Source organism: Faecalibacillus sp. MSK20_93, assembly GCF_020589945.1.
GTDB lineage: Bacteria > Bacillota_I > Bacilli_A > Erysipelotrichales > Coprobacillaceae > Faecalibacillus > Faecalibacillus intestinalis.
The window spans coordinates 77,438-97,171 of record NZ_JAJDKA010000005.1 but is presented as its reverse complement, the minus strand read 5'-3'; the positions used below and the strand labels follow the sequence as shown (position 1 = coordinate 97,171).

Below are 19,734 nucleotides of genomic sequence, written 5' to 3'. Positions count from 1 at the left end.
ATTACAAATGTCTCTAATTAAAATGTAATGTCTCCAACCAAAATGTAAGTTTACACCAGTTCATTAAAACTTTGATCATATTTAGTCTTTACAATATATCCAAATACCACCATAAAAGAAATAAACAAACAAATAAACACCTTAAACTGAATGCTTCTTATTCTTTTCATAATTCTTCTCCTTTCCACACATATCCAGTTTTAACAATAGTTTGAATATAATAAGAATATTTTCCCAATCGTTTCCTTAAACGTTTGATATACGTATCTACTGCTCGTCCATCACCATAATAATCATAGCCCCATAAAGCATCTAAAATTTTTTCTCTTGATAAAACAATTCCCTGATTTTCCATTAAGTATCGAAGAAGTTTAAATTCTTTATCTGTTAAAGCAATATTATTTTCTTCAATCACTAAAATATGTTTATCTAAATCCAAAATCACTTTTCCTGATTGAAGTTGATTCGTTTTAATTTTTTTATTTCTTTTTAAAAGCGCTAAACATTTAGCATATAACAAAGAAGGTTTAAATAGTTTAGTAATATAATCATCTGCCCCATATTCATAAGCCTTTAATTGGTTTTCATCTTCTGATAAAGCACTTATAAAAACGATGAGCGTATTATATTGACTTCTAATTTGTTTACAAACTTCATAGCCATCAATTCCTGGCATCATAATGTCAAGTAAAATGATATCGATTGTATCATCTAATATTGCTAATCCTTCATAACCATTTTGAGCTTCTATAACTTCTATTTCTTTATGATCAAAATACTCTTTAACAAAGTCTCTTACTTCTTTATGATCTTCAATCATCAACGCTTTATACATTACTACCACCTCTTTAACTTTATTGTAGCATGACTATGTGTAAAAGATGTGAAAAAAAGATGACGTTTAGTCATCTAGTGCTTTCGTATAATTATAATGTAATTTTCCATAGCCTTGTCTTTCATAAAAGCGATGCGCATCTTTACGATAAGTAGAAGTAGAAAGTTCAATTTGTTCAAGTTGTTTTTCTTTAGCAATCTCTTCAATTTTTTCAATCAATTGTTTACCAATTTTCAAATTTCTTTTTTCTGGCAAAACAACCAACTCTACAATTTCACTTGTATCATGGTCATGATGTAGATAATGATGTATTTTAAAACTTAGAAATCCTTCTATTTTTTCATCACGATAAACTAAATAAATAATATCTTCATCTTTTAATGAATTTTCAAAAACATAATCAAAGTGTTCTTTATTGATTTCTTTATTTTCTAAAATACAAATCAAATTATAGATTTCTTCTTTATCTTCTAACTTAGCATATTCAATCATATTCTTCTTCCTTTATAAGTTTTTGTAAATCACTTTGATAATCAATATCATAAAGCTCTTTTTCATTTTCAATTATAAAATAAAAACATTCTTGAGGATATTTATTAACAATCGTTCGTCCTCCTTGATCTTCTTTTAAAGAATATAATTCATTAAAATATTCTTTAGAAAAAATTACCGGATTTCCAACTCTATCTTTAAACATTAAAGAACATATAGAATAAGATGATTGATTAAATGTATCAATCATCTTATTAAGTGTTTGATAAGAAAGATACGGTTGATCTGCAACCATAAACATCATTTGATAGTCATCTTTTTGATTGATATGGTTTAAAGCAGCTTTAATAGAATAAGAAATTCCTCTTTCACTTAAAGGGCTTTTATAACTATGAATACCTTTTTCTTGTGTATCAATTGTATTAGAAACAACGATAATTTCTATATCATTACGATATTTTAATAATTGTTTCAAAGTATCAATTCCATAAAGATAAAGCTCTTTTCCTTTAAAAAGCGCATGTAACTTATCTTCCTTAAAACGACGGCTATTTCCAGCCGCTAAATAAATAATATATGTTTTCATTACTCATCAATTGCCATTAAGATTTTTTCAGGAGTCATTGGAAGATCCTTTAGATATTTACCTGTTGCTCGATAGATAGCATTGGCAATTGCAGGAGATGGTGTATTAATAACAATTTCACCTATCGATTTTGCACCAAATGGACCAGTTGGTTCATAGCTACTTTCAAATTCAACTCTAATTTTTCCCATATCCAAACGTGTAGGAATTTTATATTGCATAAAAGAGTTTTCAGGAATAGCTCCACGTTTTGTATATTGAACATCTTCATAAAGAGCCATACCAATTCCTTGAACTAAGCCACCTTCTGTTTGAACACGTGCTAAATTTGTATTAATAACAGTACCGCAATCGACAACAGCAACATAATCAAGAATATCAACTTGTCCTGTTTCTTTATCAAGTTCAATTTCAACCATCCCTACCATATAAGGTGGTGGTGAAACTGGAGATGAATGTGTAACTGTAACTTGTGTTTCAATATTATTTCCACACATTGCTTTTAAAGCAAGCTCCTTTAAAGTTAAAAGTTCGTTTGTCTTTAAATTTTTAACACCTTGTGAGGTGAATTCAACATCTTCTTTTTCACAATGGAATGTTTGTAAAGCAAGATCACATAAATTATTTTTTAATTTTTCACAAGCTTGCTCTACTGCCTTTCCTGTTACATAAGTTGTTGAAGAAGCATAAGAACCTGAATCATAAGGTGAAATATCTGTATCTGCCCCAAAGACAACAATATGATCAACATCACAGTCTAAACACTCAGCTGCCATTTGTGCAAGAATGGTGTCACAACCTGTTCCCATATCGGCTGCGCCTATATGAAGTGTATAATAACCATCGTCTTCAAGTTTTAATGTAGCAGAACCCACATCAACCCCTGAAATACCAGATCCTTGCATGGCCATGGCTACTCCAGCACTTCTAATTTTACCGTTTTCTAAGACGCGTACCTTTGATTTGTTTTCCCAATCAAAAAGTTTTTTAGCATGATCCATACATTTGTCTAGTGTACATGCTTGAGCAACCTCATTATAATAAGCCCCCATTGTTTGACCTTGTCTAACCATATTCTTTTCTCGAATAGCCACAGGATCAATACCTAAAATGCCTGCCATTTCGCTAACAATCGATTCTACCGCAAAAAGTCCTTGCGTAGCGCCATAGCCACGATAGGCACCAGCCGCTTGACAATTGGTATAAACAACATCATAAGAAAATTTAAAGGCTTCTAGATTATTTGTATAAAGTGGAATCGATTTATGTCCCGATAACCCTACTGTTGTTGGTCCATGTTCACCAAAAGCACCACTATTTGAAAGCGTATAAACGTCCATTGCTCGAATTGTTCCATCATTCATTGCTCCTAATTTAACAGTCACTTGCATTTCATGACGTGGTGTAGAGGCAATTTGTGATTCTTTTCGACTATAAATCATTTTAGAAGGTTTCTTGGTCATCCATGTTACAAAAGCAGGATAAACTTCAGCTACAACAGTTTGTTTAGCCCCAAATCCTCCTCCAATTCTTGGTTTTTCAACACGAATTTTCGATTGAGGAATATCTAATGCGTTAGCAAGAATTCTTCGACAATGGAAAACAATTTGAGTGGAAGAAATAACATGAAGTCTTCCATAAGGATCGATTTCACAATACGTTCTAAAAGTTTCCATCATTGCTTGTTGGTTTGCTCTTGTATGATAGGTTCTTTCAATGACTTGATCACAAGAAGCAAACACTTTTTCTAAATCACCTTGACTTGAAGAATCTGTTGCTACAAGATTTCTATGATTATCAGCACCTACTGGACATAAAGCTTTCCAATTTTCTTCAGGATGAACTAAGATGTTATTATCTTTTGCTTTCGTAAAATCAAGAACTGGTGTTAAAACTTGATATTTTACTTTAATAATTTTTAAAGCGCGATCAACAACCTTTTCATTAATACCAGCAACAATAGCAACAGCATCTCCTACAAAACGAACTCTTTGATCTAAAATTAAACGATCATAAGGACTTGGTTCTGGAGACGTTTGACCTGCCATGGTAAAACGTTTTTGAGGAACATCTTTATACGTATAAACAGCTTCAATACCTGGGATTTTTTGAGCTTTAGAAACATCAATTTCTTCAATCAAAGCATGAGCATGTGGTGATCTTAACACTTTAACAACTAAACAATCTTGACTTGTTATGTCATCTACATAAACAGGTTTACCAAGTAAAAGATTCATCGCATCTTTTTTCATGACCGGTTTTTCAATATGTTTATAAGCCATTATTCATTCCCCTTTTCTTCAAGATAGTTTAGGTAATTTTTTATTCCTCTAAGTTGTCCTTCATAACCTGAACAACGACATAAATTTCCAGCTAAAAATTCTTTAATTTCATCATCACTTGGATGAGGATTTTCTTTTAATAAAGCAAGTGTATTCATCATAAATCCAGGATTACAAAAACCACATTGTTCAGCTCCTTGACTAGCAATAAATGTTGCAAGTGGCTTTGCTTCTTCTTGCAATCCTTCTAAAGTAACTACTTTTGCACCATTTGCACGCATTGCAAGAACGCTGCATGAAAGCACTGGTTTATCATTTAATAAAACTGTACATAGTCCACAGTTACTTGTATCACAACCGCGTTTAACACTATAACAACCATTTTTTCTCACAAAATCAATAAGTAATAAATCAGGTTCTATATCTTGTACAATTCTTTCTCCATTTAAAGTTAATTTAATTTCCATATACATCCTCCTTTAATTGAAGAAAAGCTCTTTTTATTAAAACTTTTGCAATCTTTTGACGATATTCTTTAGATGCTCTTGAATTGCTTCCTAATTTTAATTCTGATAAAACATATTTTGTAAAACTTTGAATACTTTCTTCAGTAATACCTGTTTCAAAATAACTATCTCCATTAAACGCTACAGCATGTAAAGGTCTAGCTCCAATGATACATGTATAATGTTGATCAATACAACTTACAGCACAGGTTAAAACTGGAAAATCTGTTGAAATATTTCTTTGTGATAAATAAACCACATTGGTTGGTACTTTTTTAATAATTACTTTTGTAAGAATATCTTTTGTAAATTTCATATTTGCAAATTTTTTGATAGAAACACGCCCAGTTGGATAAAGTTCTACCTCACAATCAAGTGTCATAAAAAGTGTTAAAACATCAGAAAAACCAAACCTTCCATAAATAGATCCGCCAATTGTCGCTAAGTTTCTAAATTGGACACCGACAATATGACGCACACTTTCTTTAATAGCTCCTTGTGTAAAATGGTTTAATTGTTCATTTGTTTCAAGTTCTCTTAAAGTAACCATCGCACCAATATGTATTTCATCATCTATTTCTTCAATTTGATCTAAATGCAAATCAGATAAATCAATAGCAAAATTTACATTTCTATTTTGCATTTTAAGCCATAACATACCACCTAAAACAACACTCAGCGGTTTTTTTGCATATTCATAAGCTTCCTCAATTGTTTGAGGTCGCACATAATTTCTAATCGATAACAAAGAAAGCCCTCCTTTATTGTTTTTCTTTTGGTAATAAAATATTTAAAATAATTGCTACAAAAGCAGCAGGTACAATTCCTGATTCTCCACAAATCATTTGAATTGCTTGTGGAAGTTGTGCTAAAATTGCACTATTTGCACCTATACCATAACCTAATCCTAAAGCAACTGAGACAATTGTCATTGAACGAGCAGTAAGAGGTTCTTTGGTAATCAATTGAACACCAGACATAACAATCGATGAAAACATGATGACTGCTGCTCCACCTAATACTGATTGAGGCATAATTGAAACAAGTGCCGCTAATTTAGGAAATAAACCACAAATAATTAGGAAAATCGCACCACACGCTAAAGCAAAACGATTGACAATTTTAGTCATTGTTACTAACCCAACATTTTGTGAAAAAGATGTATTTGGTAAAACACCAAATAAAGCAGCAATAGATGAACCAATACCATCACAGATAACACCACCTGATAATTCTTGGTCTGTAGCTTCTCTTGACATTCCACCTTCCATAACACCAGAAATATCACCAACAGTTTCAACAGCTGTAACAACAAACATAATTAAAACTGGTAGGATTGCTCTTAAATCAAAAACTGGTTTTACTGGCATGAGTTTTGGTAAGGCAAACCATTTTGCTTGAGCCACTTTATCCCAATTTAAAACCCATGATTTAACAAACTCTGTTCCATCACTGGCAACCCCTGTTGTTGAAATAAACAATGGTAAAATCATACATAAAACATAACCACAAATAATTCCAATTAAAACAGCTGAATTACTTAGCATTCCTTTTGTACCATGCTTAAAAGCTAAAATAACAACTAAAACAAATAAACCAATCAAAAGATTTTCTACAGATCCATAATCTTTAGCACTACTTCCTCCCCCGAAAGAAGCAACACCAACACCGATTAAAGATAAACCAATCGATAAAACAACTGTTCCTGTAACAACAGATGGAAAGAAACGACGTAATGGTTTTAAAAGAAAACCTAAAACCGTTTCAAATAAACCACCAATAATACTTGCTCCCATGATGGCACCATATCCTAAAACGCCACCACCCATTACATGAGCAATACTTTGGAAAACACCAATAAACCCTGAACTTGTTCCCATGATAATTGGGACTTTCCCACCAATAGGACCTATTGAAAATAATTGCACTAAAGTAACGACACCGGCAATAAGCATTGCATTTTGTAAAAGCGAAACTTGGATTGCAGCAAATACATCTGCATCATGCGTTGCAGCACAAGCTCCCGTAATAATAAGTACGGGTGTTAAGTTACCAACGAACATTGCTAGAACGTGTTGTAAACCTAAAATAATTGCCTGTTTTAAAGGAATTTTCCCTTCAAAATCATAAGGACTTGTATACTCTTTTTTCTCCATATTCTCTCCCTCATATTTAAATTAACCTTCTAAAAACAAGAAAATTGTAGCATAACTCTATTTTTTCATCAAGATAATACAAAAAAATAGATTTATAGACATAAAAAAAGCAGCTAATGCTGCTTTATAGGAAGAAATAACACATCATTACTTCCTCCACAAATCATTCCTAAATTAGCACTTTCGCTATTATTTAATTCATAATGTTTCATCATTACCTGATGACAATTCTTAGCATCTAAAATAGCTTGATATTCTTCTCTTCCCCCACCAATAGAACCAATAATTCCTTTTTCATTTACAAACATCATACTACCAACTGTACGTGGTGTTGATCCTTTTTTATCGATAATAATACATAAAACACCATCACCTTGTACTTCTAATAAGTCACTTGTCATGCTTGAATATTGATGTGCATTTTTAATAGCTATAATTTCAGACATGATACTGACGGCAATCTCTGCAGGAGTTATCGCTTTTATTGAAAGTCCAATAGGGGCATGTACTTTATCAAGTTCAACTTGTTGATACCCTTCTTCTAATAAAGCATCATAGGTTTGTCTAACTTTCTTCTTGCTTCCAATCATTCCTACATAAAGACTTTGTCGAAAAAGTGTCTTTTTTAAACACAAACGATCATCTTTATGTCCTCTTGTCACAATGACATAACATGTATTTGCTTCCTTAGGAAAATAGGAATCAGCTTTATCAAAAGAAACACAATGAATTTCATTTGCTTCTGGAAATAATTCTTTACATGCAAATTCTTTTCTTTCATCAATAACAATCGTATAGAAATCCAACATAGAAGCAAGTTTACTTACATATTGGCTCACATGTCCTGCACCCAAAATAACAAGTTTCGGTTGTGGCAAAAACCATTCTTCATTAATAAGTGTTACTTCCTTTTGATTTTCTAATAACGAAGCTAGTGCTTTTTCATAAAGTGAACTTGCTTCATTCACTTGAATTTCTATGGGAACATTATATTTTTTAATTTTTTCTAAATAAATGTTGATAAGTTGTTGAATAAAAAGACTATCTACTTTTTGATTTCCATCAATTTTCATTTCTTGATAACCATGAACAACATCTTGAACAGGTTTCCCAAGTCCCTTTAAAGAAGTAATTAAAATAATTTCATTACTATCTTTGTCTACAACAGGTTCATTATTTCTTGGATATTTTAAAGGTAATCCATGAGAACCATCAGCTTCAATTAAAATTACATCTATTTCTTTTTTTAATCTTTCTAACACTTCATCATCTAAAGCTTTAATTTTTTGATTTTTGGCTTTGCCACCTGCATGTACGTAGCCATGCTTTTTAATTTCATTTATAATTTCTTCATAACTCGGATCGACTAGTGTCTTTTCTTCAATTTTCATATGAGTAGAAGTTGTCATTAAAACACTCTTACCTTCTTTTAAATATTGATCTTTTAACTGTTTTATTTTTGTTGTCTTTCCACCTGAACCAATAACACTAATTATCATAATTACCCTCACTAATTTCTTTAATTGCTTTGATGAAAAATTGTATTTCTTCTTTTGTATTCATAAATGAAAGTGATACTCTTACAAGTCCACTTTCCACTGTATTGAGATGTTGATGCATCAAAGGTGCACAATGAGTACCGCAACGAATCGCAATATCATACTTATTATTTAAAAGATCGGCCACTTGAAAACTATCCATTCCTTGTATATTAAATGCAAGAACTGGTGTTCTTTCTTTAAAATCGCCATACAAAACAACTTGTGGAGTATTTTTTAAACCATCATATAAAAGTTCAACTAATTCATTTGTGTATTTTGATTTTTCATCTTGATATTTCATTAAATAACAAACCCCTGCCTTTAAAGAAGCAATTCCTGTCATATTATGTGTCCCCGCTTCAACATGTTCAGGGTAGTAATCACTTTGAAAATGATTAAAAGAATCCATTCCTGTTCCACCACTTATTAAAGGTTCTATTTCTATAGATTGAGCCAAACAAAAACCACCAACTCCACTATTTCCAAGCAACCCTTTATGACCACTAAAACATAAAATATCTAAATTCATCTTTTCCATATCAATGAGAAGATGTCCCGCACTTTGAGCAATATCACTCATCATCAAAATACCATTTTCGTGCGCTAGTTTTCCAATTTCAGCAATTGGATAAATTTCACCCGTCACATTAGAACTATGTGTTACAATAATCATTTTTGTCTTTTTTTGAAGATGTTTTTTAATACCCTCTACTGTAGGTGAGGTAATAGATAAGGTAATAATATTCGCTTTTTCTAATTGATAAAGCGGTCTTAAAACACTGTTATGTTCTGCGTAGGTCGTAATCACGTGATCACCTTTTTTGAGAATACCTTTAATACATGTATTGAGACTTTCTGTATTTCCACTATTTAAGACCACGCATCCATCTTGAGGTACATGAAAATATTCTTTAATAAGTTTGCGTGTTTGATAAATCAAACGACTCGCATTTAAACTTGTCGTACTGGTAGAACGATTCGCATTGGTACAATGATTCATACAATCAATTACTGCATCTTGAACTTCTTTAATTTTAGGAAAACTGGTTGCTGCTTGATCAAGATAAATCATTTCTATGTCCTTTTAAATAAAAGATAGCCTCAATGACTCCACCAGCAATGCAGCGTGCTTTATCAGAAATAGTAAAACAATTTTCATATTCATCTTCACGTGGATCAATATCTGCCATTTTAAAACCTTGAGTGACTACAAAACCTTCTTTAATTAAGCCACGAAGTAATCCATCCATTGTCGCATAAATCGGTGTTTGATCAACGTAAGCAATCACTTCACCTTTTTTAACAATATCTGTTAAATGCCTTACATGTTTTACAGTTCCTGCATTAGGAGAATGGATAACACGTTCTTTTCCATAACCTTTAATGACTCCTGGTACACCTGTATTTTTTAAAGCAGTTCCTTGATAAATCGGTCTTCCAAGTTTATGCCCTCGCATCGTTTCAATAACAACATCAACATCTTTACCTGCCATAAATCCCGGACCTAAAGCAATGGTAATTGGAGCCATCTTTTTTGTTGTTCCTAAATTCTTTTTGGCAAGAATGGCATCAACAACAACCTCTGGCTTGAAATAATCAATGGCTTTAGCCTCTGGATCAATCAATAACGTCACTTTATTTTCCGTTAAAAATTGTTTTGCTTCATTATAGTCATGTGCTAGATAACAAGTGACGTCTTCTACTTGTTTTTGCGTATCGTAAATAGCTTCACAAAAAGCAACATTTCTTCGAATGGCACTAGGTTTTTCAATTTCTAAAATCAAGACTTTAAATCCACATTTAAAAAGTTTATAAATGGTCCCTGTAGCAATATCGCCACCACCTCTTACAATAACTAAATCTTTCATTTATCTTTTATGGCTTAATAATTTTTTCAGCCTTCTCCATTCTTTCAACAATATCATACATATTTGTAACAGTTCCTACTTGTAATAACTCTTTACGTTTAAAGAAATCGAGACATGTTCCACAACTTACAATATCAACACCTTGACTTTCAAGATATTTTAAATCATTTAAAATATCTCCCTCATTTGTAGTAAGGAAAATACCTTCATTATAAAAAATCATTCCTTTAGGTAACTGATCTTGTTTTGTAAGTGCAAAAATAAATGATTTCATTAAAATAGCACCAAGTTCTTCATTATTTCCCATTGTTTCACTTGAAATAACAACAACATCTCCACTTTTTTCATTAAAATCTAATTCTTCATCAATACCTTCTTTAGCAATAATTGCATAAAAACCATCTCCATCATCACCTGTAACAATTTGATAATGTCTTACTCCTGCAAATTTTGTTAAATTTTCAATCGCAATCTCATTATCAACAAGTACTTTTACTTTATCAATTTCTTTTAATAATTCCTTTGTTTTAACAACTGGTAATGGACATTCAAGTCCTCGAGCATCTAAAATTTCCATAATAATCTCCTAACGTACATAAATATTAAATTGATCTTTTTCAACGATTTTACCAATCACATAACAAGCAAGTCCTGCTTGGTTAAAATCATTTAAAATATTTTCTATATCATCACTTGCAACACTGGCAAGAAGTCCTCCACTTGTTTGTGGATCATAAAGAATTTCTTCTAAAATAAAGTTTTCCTCGTCAAAACAAACTTTATTTTTCATTGCATTACGATTATGCTGTCCGCCTCCACTTAAATAAAATTCATCAACATAATAAGGACAATCCTTAAAATAAGGAATACTTTCTTTATCTAAAAATGCACTTGCCTTTTCATTGAGCATTTCATCTAAATGAACAAGGAGCCCAAAACCTGTCACGTCCGTTAAAGCATGAAGTGTATATTTATTTAAAACATCGAATGCATATTTATTAAGTGTTGTCATACTCTTAAAAACCTCATCAAGTATTTCTTGACGTGCATCATTTAAACGATAAGCATTTAATGCCAAACCTACTCCTAGTTTTTTAGTAAGAATTAATGTATCTCCCACTTGTACGCCATTATTTTGAATCATTTTGTTTGGATCTACTATTCCGGTAACACTTAAGCCATATTTTGTTGATTCATCTTTGATGGAATGTCCTCCTGATAAAACAACTTTTGCTTCTTTTAGTTTATCATTTCCACCTTCAATGATTTTTCCTAAAATATTTAAATCATCTTGATCGTTAAAACAAACAATATTTAACGCTGTCAAAGGCGTTCCACCCATAGCATAAACATCACTTAAAGCATTCGTTGCTGCAATTTGTCCAAATAAATAAGGATCTTCTACCATTGGTGGAAAGAAATCAAGTGTTGAAACAATGGCTTGATGTTCATTTACTTGATAAACAGAGGCATCATCATGACTATCAAAGCCAACAAGTAAATTAGAATTGGGATATTTATCGATTTTTTCTAAAATATGAGTTAATTTTTTAGCTCCTAATTTAGCACTACATCCTCCACTTTTACAATAAATCTTTTCTTTCATTTAAAACACAACCTTTACTATTTTTTCATAATGAATTTGATTTTCTTCAAGAAAAATCTTCCACTTTTCCACTTCTTTATTCTGACAAGAAAAACACATACCACATCCTGCATCAATAACAGATGGTTTAGGAATAAGACGTCCTTTCATAGAAGCTGTTTGTTTAGCGTCTAAATCCATTGCATCATCTAATGAATGAAAAGTAATAATTAAATATTCCTGTTTATTCATCTTCAAAAATCTCCTTAAACCGAATCTTCGCATATTCATTCATTTCTTGAATAAATTTTTCATACTTGTCTAACAATTCTTCGCCTTCTTGAGTAAGTTTACTACCACCACCATCTTTACCACCACTAATACGTTCAACAAGAGGCATGTCTAAATCCTCTTCCGCTCTTTTTAAAATTTTCCATGCCTTTGAATTTGACATTTTCATATCTTTGTAAGCTCCTGATAAGGAACCAAAACTTTGCGCTTTTTTCATCAGTTCATAAACACCTTTACCAAAGCTTTTTTCTTGGTTATAAAGACGAATCTTTAAATCAAATTTTTGTGGATTTTTATAAGTCATTTTTATCCTTTCGAAAGTCCACAATTTGGAAAAGTACAAACAGGACAATTTAAACAAAGTCCTCCTTCACCAAGCAAAGCAAGTTCGTCACTGGTAATTAAATCTTTAGCAAGAAGTCTTGGTAAAACAACATCAAAAATTGTTCGACGTGAATACATGACACATCCTGGTAATCCAACGATCGGAACATCACCTTTATAACTTAATAAAAACATTGCTCCAGGAAGAACAGGTGCCCCATAGCTTATAATTTTTGCACCTGTATTTTTTATCGCCAGTGGCGTTTTATCATCAGGATCAACAGACATTCCTCCTGTGCATAAAACAAGATCCACTCCTTGTTTTAAGGCTTCATTGATTTTACTAGTTGTCATTTCATGATCATCTAATGATAAACTATGGTAAGTAACTTCTACCCCGTATTCTTTTAATTTTTCTACGATGACTGGCGTAAATGTATCTTTAATTCTCCCTTTATAAACCTCTGAACCTGTGGTAATAATTCCTGCTGTTTTTATTTGATAAGGCATGATTTTTAAAATAGGTTTTTGAACTATTTCTTGGATTTGTTGCATCTTTTCTTTTTCAATAACAAGTGGAATAATACGCATGCCTGCAAGTTTATCCCCTTTTTTTACAGGTACATTACCTTGTCTTGTCGCAATCATCATTTGTCCAAAAGAATTGACCTTAAAAAGTTCTTCTCGATTTACTTTAAACAATCCATCAATCGTACTTGTAATTTCAATCTTTCCTTCACTAATAGCGCTTTTTTTCATATATTCATTGAAACAAAGATTACATAATATTTCAGCTGCATCATTTTCATGCATCATTGTTTCATCTTTTTCAAAAACATATAGGTGTTCTTTTCCTAAATTCAATAATACTTCAATATCTTCTTCTTTAATAATATGGCCTTTCTTAAAACGAGGGCCTTTTCTTTTATCTTTTACAATTTCTGTGATGTCATGGCAGAGAACACTGCCAATAGCATCTTCTGTTTTAATTTCTTTCATATTATTTATTAACAGTAAACCCGTAATTATCAAATTGTTTTAAAGAAGATTTCTTTTGAATGAATTTTATGAATTTTTCAGTTTCATCACTATGTTTTGTTTGCGCAAGTTTTGCAACTGGGTAAATAACAGGTTCATCTAATAAACTATTTTCACATGTTGCAAGAACTTTTACATCTTTACTGCTTTTAGCATCCGTTGAATAAACAATACCTACTTCACTTGAAGAAGAAGCAACCCAGTTTAACACTTCAGTAACATTTCCCCCTAAACTATATTTTGAAGTTAAAGCATCATATAATCCTAAATGAGTTAATGCCATTTTTGCATATTGACCAGCAGGTACAACTTCAGGATCACCAATCGCAATTGTTTCTGCTTTTGCAATATCCGCAAAATCTTTAACTTCTGTTGTAGTTTGTTTTCCTGTAATTAAAACAAGTTTATTTTCTAATAAATTAACAACATCTTTATCATTGATATATTTTTCATCAACTAGAGCATCCATTTGTTTTGTTGCTGCCGAAAAGAAAACATCTACTTTTAAACCTTTTTCAATTTGAATTTGTAATTTACCACTTGAATCATAAACTCCTTGAACTTTGATATTTGGATTTTCTTTTTCAAATTCAGGAATGAGTTTGTCTTCAAACGTATTTTCCAAACTTGCTGCAGCAGCAAGTGTTAATGTTACTTCTTCTTGTTGATCTTGAGTTGAGGAACAACCACATAAAGTAACAATTATTAATAAACTACACATTAAACTTAATAACTTTTTCATTTTTCCAATCTCCCCCTTTTTATTTTTAATTTATTACCACACATCATTTCTATTTCCTTTGGACTATGTGTTACAAACAGACATTTTTTTTGATACTCAACAAGTTTTTTCTTTGTTTCATTAAGTAACTGTTCTTTCAATGTTTCGTCTAAAGCACTAAAAGGTTCATCTAATAAAACAAGCTTTGTATCATAAACAAGTAACCGTGCTAAAGCTACACGTTGCTTTTGTCCCCCACTTAATTGACGAGGATATCTTTTTTGTAAATCATCTATTTGAAAGTCTTCCATGATTTGTTGAACTTTTTCTTTAATCACTTGTTTATCTTCATGATGTGCTTTTAAAGGCGCAGCAATGTTTTGATAAACATTCATATGATCAAATAATGCGTAATTTTGAAACATATATCCTATTTTTCTTTTTTGTGGGGAAATATTAATTTTTAAATTGCTGTCAAATAAAACTTCATCATCTAAAACAATACGTCCTGCATCAGGTGTTATAATTCCAGCAATACATTTTAAAACCATACTCTTACCGCTTCCACTTGGTCCCATTAAGCCAAGTCGGTCTTCATGACTTTCAAAACATACATCTAAGTCGTATTCTGCCAACTTTTTAAAAATTACAACTTCTAATTTCATCTAAAAACTCCTTTTTTTCTTAAGAGAGTATTGATAAATATTGACACCAACAACAGCTATTAAACAAATAACAACAATAATAAAAACATAAACACCTGCATTATCGTAATTTCCTGACATAACTTCACTATAGACCGCTATAGGTAAAGTTCTTGTTTTTCCAACTATATTTCCTGCAAGCATAGCCGTTGCTCCAAATTCCCCTAAACCTCTTGCAAAAGATAGAACACCCCCACTAATAATACCTGGCATAGCTTCAGGTAAAATGACTGTAAAGAAAATGCGCTTTTCTGACATTCCCAGTGTTCTTCCTGCATCAATCAAATCATGATTTACTTGTTCCATGGCGGCTTTGGCGCTACGATACATTAGAGGAAAAGAAATCACGACAGCAGCAATAACTGTTGCTGAAAAACTAAAAGCAATTTTATAATGAAAAACATGGAAGAAAAGTTTTCCAATCGGTTGATTAACCCCAAAGATCATTAGTAAGAAAAATCCCATAACGGTTGGTGGTAAAACAAGAGGCATGGTAAAAATACCATCTAAAATAATTTTCGTTAAATCATGTTTTCGATTCAATGTCCATTTTGCAAGAAATAAACCTAAAAAGAAAGTAATGATAATTGTAATAATTGCTGTTTTTAAAGAAATATAAAGAGGTGATAAATCAACCATCATTTCGAGCACAATCATGTGCCTCTCCTTTTAAAATTTCTAACCCATGTTTTAAAGGATCAATAATAATATCTAAACTTTCTTTAACAGCTTTTAAACTTCCTGGCAAATTAATAATCAATGTTTGGTTTCTTAAAATAGATACGCCTCTTGAAAGCATAGCACGATTAGTATATTTCATTGATTCATAGCGAATTGCTTCACTAATACCCGGTACATTTCGTGTTGCTACTTTTAGTGTGGCTTCTGGTGTGACATCTCGCATACTTAACCCTGTTCCACCAGTAGTAATAATCAAATCATTATGACAACGATCTGACAAATTAATCAATGCTTGTTCAATTAAAGCTTGTTCGTCAGGAAGGATTTCATAAGAAGTGACATAATAGCCTCTTTCTTTAAAATAATCTTGGATGTACGGTCCACTTAAATCTTCTCTTAAGCCCTGACTGCCTTTATCAGAAAGTGTTAAAATTGCCACACGTAAACGTTTATCTTTTTCTTTTAAAACTTCAACTGAATCATTCAATTGAATCGTTCCTCCTTTTAAAACACGTGAAAATAAGCCGTTTGTGGGCATAATACATTTTCCTACTTGATGATAAATGGCACAGTGATTATGACAGCTTTTTCCAAGTTGAGTAATTTCAAGGATAACATCACCAATTTTAAGACAGGTTCCTACTTCAATTGCATTAAAATCAATTCCTGAAATAAGTAAATTTTCACCAAAAGAACCATCTTCAACAGTAGAACCCATTTGTTTAAACGCTTCCCTTGTTTCATAAGATAATAAGGAAACCTGACGATGCCAAGAACCCGCATGTGCATCATTTTTAAAACCATAATTTTCAATAACTTCGATTTTTTCAACAGGTATTTTTGCTGTACCTTTTTTTTTACTTAAACAGATTGCTTTTACTTTTCCTGCCACTTAAAATCACCACTCTTTCCACCACTTTTACTAACTAAATGAATATTTTTAATTTCCATTTCTTTACTAACAGCCTTCGACATATCATAAACCGTAAGTAAGGTTGCACTCACGCCATGAAGTGCTTCCATTTCAACCCCAGTCTTTCCTAGACATGTAACTTTACAATAAGTCTCAATCACTTCTTTTTCATGATTAATATTAAAGTCCACTGTAATCTTGCTTAAAAGTAAAGGATGACATAAAGGAATAATCTCACTCGTTTTCTTTACTGCCATAATTCCAGCAATTCTTGCCACTGAAAGAACATCACCTTTTTTCATTTGATGATTTTCAATTTTCTCAAGTATTTTTTTACCAACATATATTTCACCATAAGCAATAGCACTTCTTTGAGTGGTGTCTTTGGAAGACACATCCACCATAATAGCATTTCCATTTTCATCAAAGTGTGTAAAATCCATATTATCCTCCTATTTCATTCATTCTTGTATAAGAAATATTTTCTTCGAAATGATGTTCTTTTGGTTTTAATTTAATTGCTTTTTCAAGATGTAAACGCAATTGTTTTTCATTATTAAGATATGGCTTCAAATCATACATTTCTTCATAGAACAAACATGGCTTGATCTTTCCTGTACTTGTTAAACGAAGACGATTACATTGGTGGCAAAACTTATAATGTAATGCTTCAATAAAACCAATATAACCAGCATAACCTTCTATCGTATAATAATGTGCTGGGCCATTTCCTAATTTATCTAGATATTCTTGAATTGGATATTCCTTTAAATACTTTATAACATCTTTTATTTTTTGATTTCGTTGTTCTCTATTTAAAGGCATGAGTTCAATAAAACGCACTGCAATTTTTTTATCCTTAATCAAATCCATTAGATCATTCAAACGCTTTAAATGAAAAGTATCATCCATCACACAATTAATTTTTACAGGAATTTTAAGTTGATAAGCATAAAACAAATTATCTAAAACTGTTTCCAAACAATCTTGTTGCGTCAATAAAAAATATTCTCTTAAATCTAGTGTATCTATTGAAAAATTAATACCATCGATTCCTATTTCTTTCAAACAATCTAAATCTTTTTTAGTAAATAAAGAACCATTCGTCGTTAAAGTTACTTCTACCTCTCTTTTCTTTAATTCTTTAATAAAGAAAAGATAATCTTTTCTAATTGTTGGTTCCCCACCTGTAATTTTAAATTTATTAATTCCTAATTGGATAGCTTGGTCAACAATGAGTAATAATTGTTCATAAGATAAAATATCTTGATGTTTTAATTTTTGTGGATGATCACTTTTACAATAAGCACATTGAAAATGACAACGATCTGTAATGGAAATACGCATATAATCTATTTTTCTTTGATATGAATCTAACATAAGCCCTCCGTTATTTTCAAATGAGAATAACCCTATAAATAATTTAATAGATTATCTTACAAATTTCAACAAAATATTTTAGACAAAATAAAAAAACTAGAATTATTTCTAACCCTAGTTTTTGATAACTAATGTGTATGCCCTTCAATAGCAACAATATCTTCTGTATTTTCAGCAATTGCTTTACAAGCAGCTTCAATTCCTTTAACAATTGTATCAAGTGATAAACTTGGTGTATTCGTTAGACGATTAACAACTTGGCTTGTAATAAATGGTACATGCATAAATCCACCACACATTGATGGATATTTTTTAGCAATTGTATAAAGAACACCATACATTAGATGATTACATACAAAAGTTCCTGCCGAATTGGAAACACTTGCAGGAATATCTGCTTTTCTAATTTCAGCAACCATCGCTTTGATTGGTAAAGATGAAAAATAAGCATTTTCTCCATCTTCAAAGATTGGTCCACTTAATGGTTGATTGCCTTCATTATCAGGAATTCGTGCATCATTAATATTGATAGCAACTCTTTCTGGTGTTATGTCAAATCTTCCACCTGCTTGTCCAATACATAAAACGACATCAGGATGTTCTTTTTCAATAGCATTTGTAACTGTATCAATTGATTTATAGAAAACAGTTGGTACTTCTAATTTAACGATTTCAAGATCACCAATTTTGTCTTGAACACGTTTAACAGCTTCTAAAGCTGGATTGATTTTTTCTCCTCCAAAAGGATCAAATGCAGTTAATAATAATTTCATTTCATTTCCTCCTAGAAAGCTAATACATACATTAAAACAATGTGTATTGCTAACATAATTAATGCAACTGGTAATTGTGAAATTATTATAGCATATTTACTTTTTGTTTCCAATAAAGCCGCTGGCATAATATTGAAATTTGCTGCCATTGGTGTCATTAATGTACCACAATATCCTGCAGTTAAACCTAAAGCACCAACAACAACCGGATTAGCACCTTGAGCGATTAAGAATGGATAACCAATACCCACTGTAATAACCGCAAAGGCAGCAAAACCATTACCCATAATCATTGTAAATAAAGCCATTCCAATACAATAAACAGCAACGGCAATAAAATGATTTCCTTCAGGAATAATAGCACCTACTCCTGCAGCAATAACAGCACCTACTCCTGCAGCTGTAAATAATGAACCTAATGCAGCTAAAACTTGAGGTAAAATACCTGTAGTTCCTACATTATCAGTTAAACGAATACCATCTTTAAATGGTAAAGAAAATTTAGGTTTGAAAATAAAGTAAGCAACAATTAAACCAATAGCAGCACTAATACCAATGGCATTGTTTGCTCCTAAATCTGTAAAGAATGTAGCCACAACTACTGCTGATAAAGCTAAAACAACAGGTGGAATAAATGATTTATATCCATATTTATCTGCATTTTCTCTTGTTTCTTTAGCAGTAGGAATATGCATTGCTGCTGGTTGTACTAAACCAACAGCAGTTAAGATAGCTAAAACAATAATACATGCTCCTGTAATCCATGTAGGAATATAAGGCCCAGCAATGAAAGTAATAGCTAAAATAAACCAAAAGATTGCTGTTGTTGTTCGTTTTTCAACTTCTTTATTTTTTAAAGCATTGACTCCAGTAAAAGCAAAAATAAGTCCAATAATACAATAGAAAACTTCTGCTAAAATTGTACTTGTATTCCAATCTATTTCTAACATACTATTTTTCTCCTCCTTGCTTTTTACCAAAACGTTTTTTTAATTTACGATCATACCATAAAGCATAACCAATACCCACAATAACTGAAATAACAGCAATTGGAATTG

Annotated in this window: 23 protein-coding genes; all 23 read right to left on the bottom strand. The window is 31.5% G+C overall.

What is annotated here, in order from left to right; all coding sequences use genetic code 11:
- Positions 1-166 precede the first annotated feature (166 nt).
- Positions 167-835, bottom strand: a complete 669-nt coding sequence (locus LJD34_RS03135) for a response regulator transcription factor (RefSeq protein ID WP_227359151.1) — start codon at positions 833-835, stop codon at positions 167-169.
- A gap of 66 nt (positions 836-901) precedes the next feature.
- The gene (locus LJD34_RS03130) at positions 902-1,327 is read right to left on the bottom strand and encodes a GNAT family N-acetyltransferase (protein ID WP_117792774.1); all 426 of its coding nucleotides are present in this window, start codon (positions 1,325-1,327) and stop codon (positions 902-904) included.
- Positions 1,320-1,913 (bottom strand): nucleotidyltransferase family protein, encoded by a 594-nt coding sequence (locus LJD34_RS03125; protein ID WP_118347223.1) that lies wholly within the window; start codon positions 1,911-1,913, stop codon positions 1,320-1,322. Before LJD34_RS03125 ends, LJD34_RS03130 begins: the two co-directional genes overlap by 8 nt.
- A complete protein-coding gene (locus tag LJD34_RS03120; protein ID WP_118347221.1) occupies positions 1,913-4,195 on the bottom strand; it encodes a xanthine dehydrogenase family protein molybdopterin-binding subunit in 2,283 nt (760 codons plus the stop codon). The genes LJD34_RS03125 and LJD34_RS03120 overlap by 1 nt, the downstream gene beginning before the upstream one ends.
- The gene (locus LJD34_RS03115; protein WP_022002508.1) at positions 4,195-4,662 is read right to left on the bottom strand and encodes a (2Fe-2S)-binding protein; all 468 of its coding nucleotides are present in this window, start codon (positions 4,660-4,662) and stop codon (positions 4,195-4,197) included. The genes LJD34_RS03120 and LJD34_RS03115 overlap by 1 nt, the downstream gene beginning before the upstream one ends.
- Positions 4,652-5,449: an FAD binding domain-containing protein gene (locus LJD34_RS03110; RefSeq protein ID WP_117864550.1), complete on the bottom strand. Its 798-nt coding sequence runs from the start codon at positions 5,447-5,449 to the stop codon at positions 4,652-4,654. The genes LJD34_RS03115 and LJD34_RS03110 overlap by 11 nt, the downstream gene beginning before the upstream one ends.
- Before the next feature lie 13 nt (positions 5,450-5,462).
- Positions 5,463-6,857, bottom strand: a complete 1,395-nt coding sequence (locus LJD34_RS03105) for a uracil-xanthine permease family protein (protein WP_117864548.1) — start codon at positions 6,855-6,857, stop codon at positions 5,463-5,465.
- Between the two features lie 113 nt (positions 6,858-6,970).
- Positions 6,971-8,356: a selenium cofactor biosynthesis protein YqeC gene (gene yqeC, locus LJD34_RS03100; protein WP_227359150.1), complete on the bottom strand. Its 1,386-nt coding sequence runs from the start codon at positions 8,354-8,356 to the stop codon at positions 6,971-6,973.
- Positions 8,346-9,470, bottom strand: a complete 1,125-nt coding sequence (locus LJD34_RS03095; RefSeq protein ID WP_118473324.1) for an aminotransferase class V-fold PLP-dependent enzyme — start codon at positions 9,468-9,470, stop codon at positions 8,346-8,348. Before LJD34_RS03095 ends, yqeC begins: the two co-directional genes overlap by 11 nt.
- On the bottom strand, positions 9,457-10,266 hold the full coding sequence (gene yqeB, locus LJD34_RS03090) for a selenium-dependent molybdenum cofactor biosynthesis protein YqeB (protein ID WP_117864543.1): 810 nt from the start codon (positions 10,264-10,266) through the stop codon (positions 9,457-9,459). The genes LJD34_RS03095 and yqeB overlap by 14 nt, the downstream gene beginning before the upstream one ends.
- 7 nt (positions 10,267-10,273) lie before the next feature.
- Entirely contained in the window at positions 10,274-10,843 is a 570-nt protein-coding gene (gene yedF, locus LJD34_RS03085; protein WP_199676919.1) for a sulfurtransferase-like selenium metabolism protein YedF, read from the bottom strand.
- Between the two features lie 9 nt (positions 10,844-10,852).
- On the bottom strand, positions 10,853-11,872 hold the full coding sequence (selD, locus tag LJD34_RS03080) for a selenide, water dikinase SelD (protein WP_117782194.1): 1,020 nt from the start codon (positions 11,870-11,872) through the stop codon (positions 10,853-10,855).
- On the bottom strand, positions 11,873-12,103 hold the full coding sequence (locus LJD34_RS03075) for a DUF3343 domain-containing protein (RefSeq protein ID WP_022002516.1): 231 nt from the start codon (positions 12,101-12,103) through the stop codon (positions 11,873-11,875).
- Positions 12,096-12,446 (bottom strand): winged helix-turn-helix domain-containing protein, encoded by a 351-nt coding sequence (locus LJD34_RS03070; RefSeq protein ID WP_022002517.1) that lies wholly within the window; start codon positions 12,444-12,446, stop codon positions 12,096-12,098. The genes LJD34_RS03075 and LJD34_RS03070 overlap by 8 nt, the downstream gene beginning before the upstream one ends.
- Before the next feature lie 2 nt (positions 12,447-12,448).
- Positions 12,449-13,465: a molybdopterin-binding protein gene (locus LJD34_RS03065; protein WP_118473323.1), complete on the bottom strand. Its 1,017-nt coding sequence runs from the start codon at positions 13,463-13,465 to the stop codon at positions 12,449-12,451.
- Between the two features lies 1 nt (position 13,466).
- Positions 13,467-14,246: a molybdate ABC transporter substrate-binding protein gene (gene modA / locus LJD34_RS03060; protein WP_118473322.1), complete on the bottom strand. Its 780-nt coding sequence runs from the start codon at positions 14,244-14,246 to the stop codon at positions 13,467-13,469.
- On the bottom strand, positions 14,243-14,890 hold the full coding sequence (locus LJD34_RS03055) for an ATP-binding cassette domain-containing protein (RefSeq protein ID WP_117574564.1): 648 nt from the start codon (positions 14,888-14,890) through the stop codon (positions 14,243-14,245). Before LJD34_RS03055 ends, modA begins: the two co-directional genes overlap by 4 nt.
- Complete coding sequence (gene modB / locus LJD34_RS03050) at positions 14,891-15,586, bottom strand: molybdate ABC transporter permease subunit (protein ID WP_227359149.1); 696 nt, start codon at positions 15,584-15,586, stop codon at positions 14,891-14,893.
- Complete coding sequence (locus LJD34_RS16575; RefSeq protein ID WP_022002522.1) at positions 15,561-16,502, bottom strand: MOSC domain-containing protein; 942 nt, start codon at positions 16,500-16,502, stop codon at positions 15,561-15,563. The genes modB and LJD34_RS16575 overlap by 26 nt, the downstream gene beginning before the upstream one ends.
- Complete coding sequence (gene moaC, locus LJD34_RS03040) at positions 16,487-16,966, bottom strand: cyclic pyranopterin monophosphate synthase MoaC (protein ID WP_107029392.1); 480 nt, start codon at positions 16,964-16,966, stop codon at positions 16,487-16,489. Before moaC ends, LJD34_RS16575 begins: the two co-directional genes overlap by 16 nt.
- 1 nt (position 16,967) lies before the next feature.
- Entirely contained in the window at positions 16,968-17,903 is a 936-nt protein-coding gene (locus tag LJD34_RS03035) for a GTP 3',8-cyclase MoaA (RefSeq protein WP_022002524.1), read from the bottom strand.
- Between the two features lie 128 nt (positions 17,904-18,031).
- Positions 18,032-18,676 carry a pyroglutamyl-peptidase I gene (pcp, locus tag LJD34_RS03030; RefSeq protein ID WP_227359148.1) on the bottom strand — a complete coding sequence of 215 codons (645 nt, stop codon included), beginning with the start codon at positions 18,674-18,676 and terminating at the stop codon, positions 18,032-18,034.
- Positions 18,677-18,687: 11 nt separating this feature from the next.
- Positions 18,688-19,626, bottom strand: a complete 939-nt coding sequence (locus LJD34_RS03025; RefSeq protein ID WP_107029391.1) for a DUF979 domain-containing protein — start codon at positions 19,624-19,626, stop codon at positions 18,688-18,690.
- Positions 19,627-19,734: the final 108 nt, after the last annotated feature.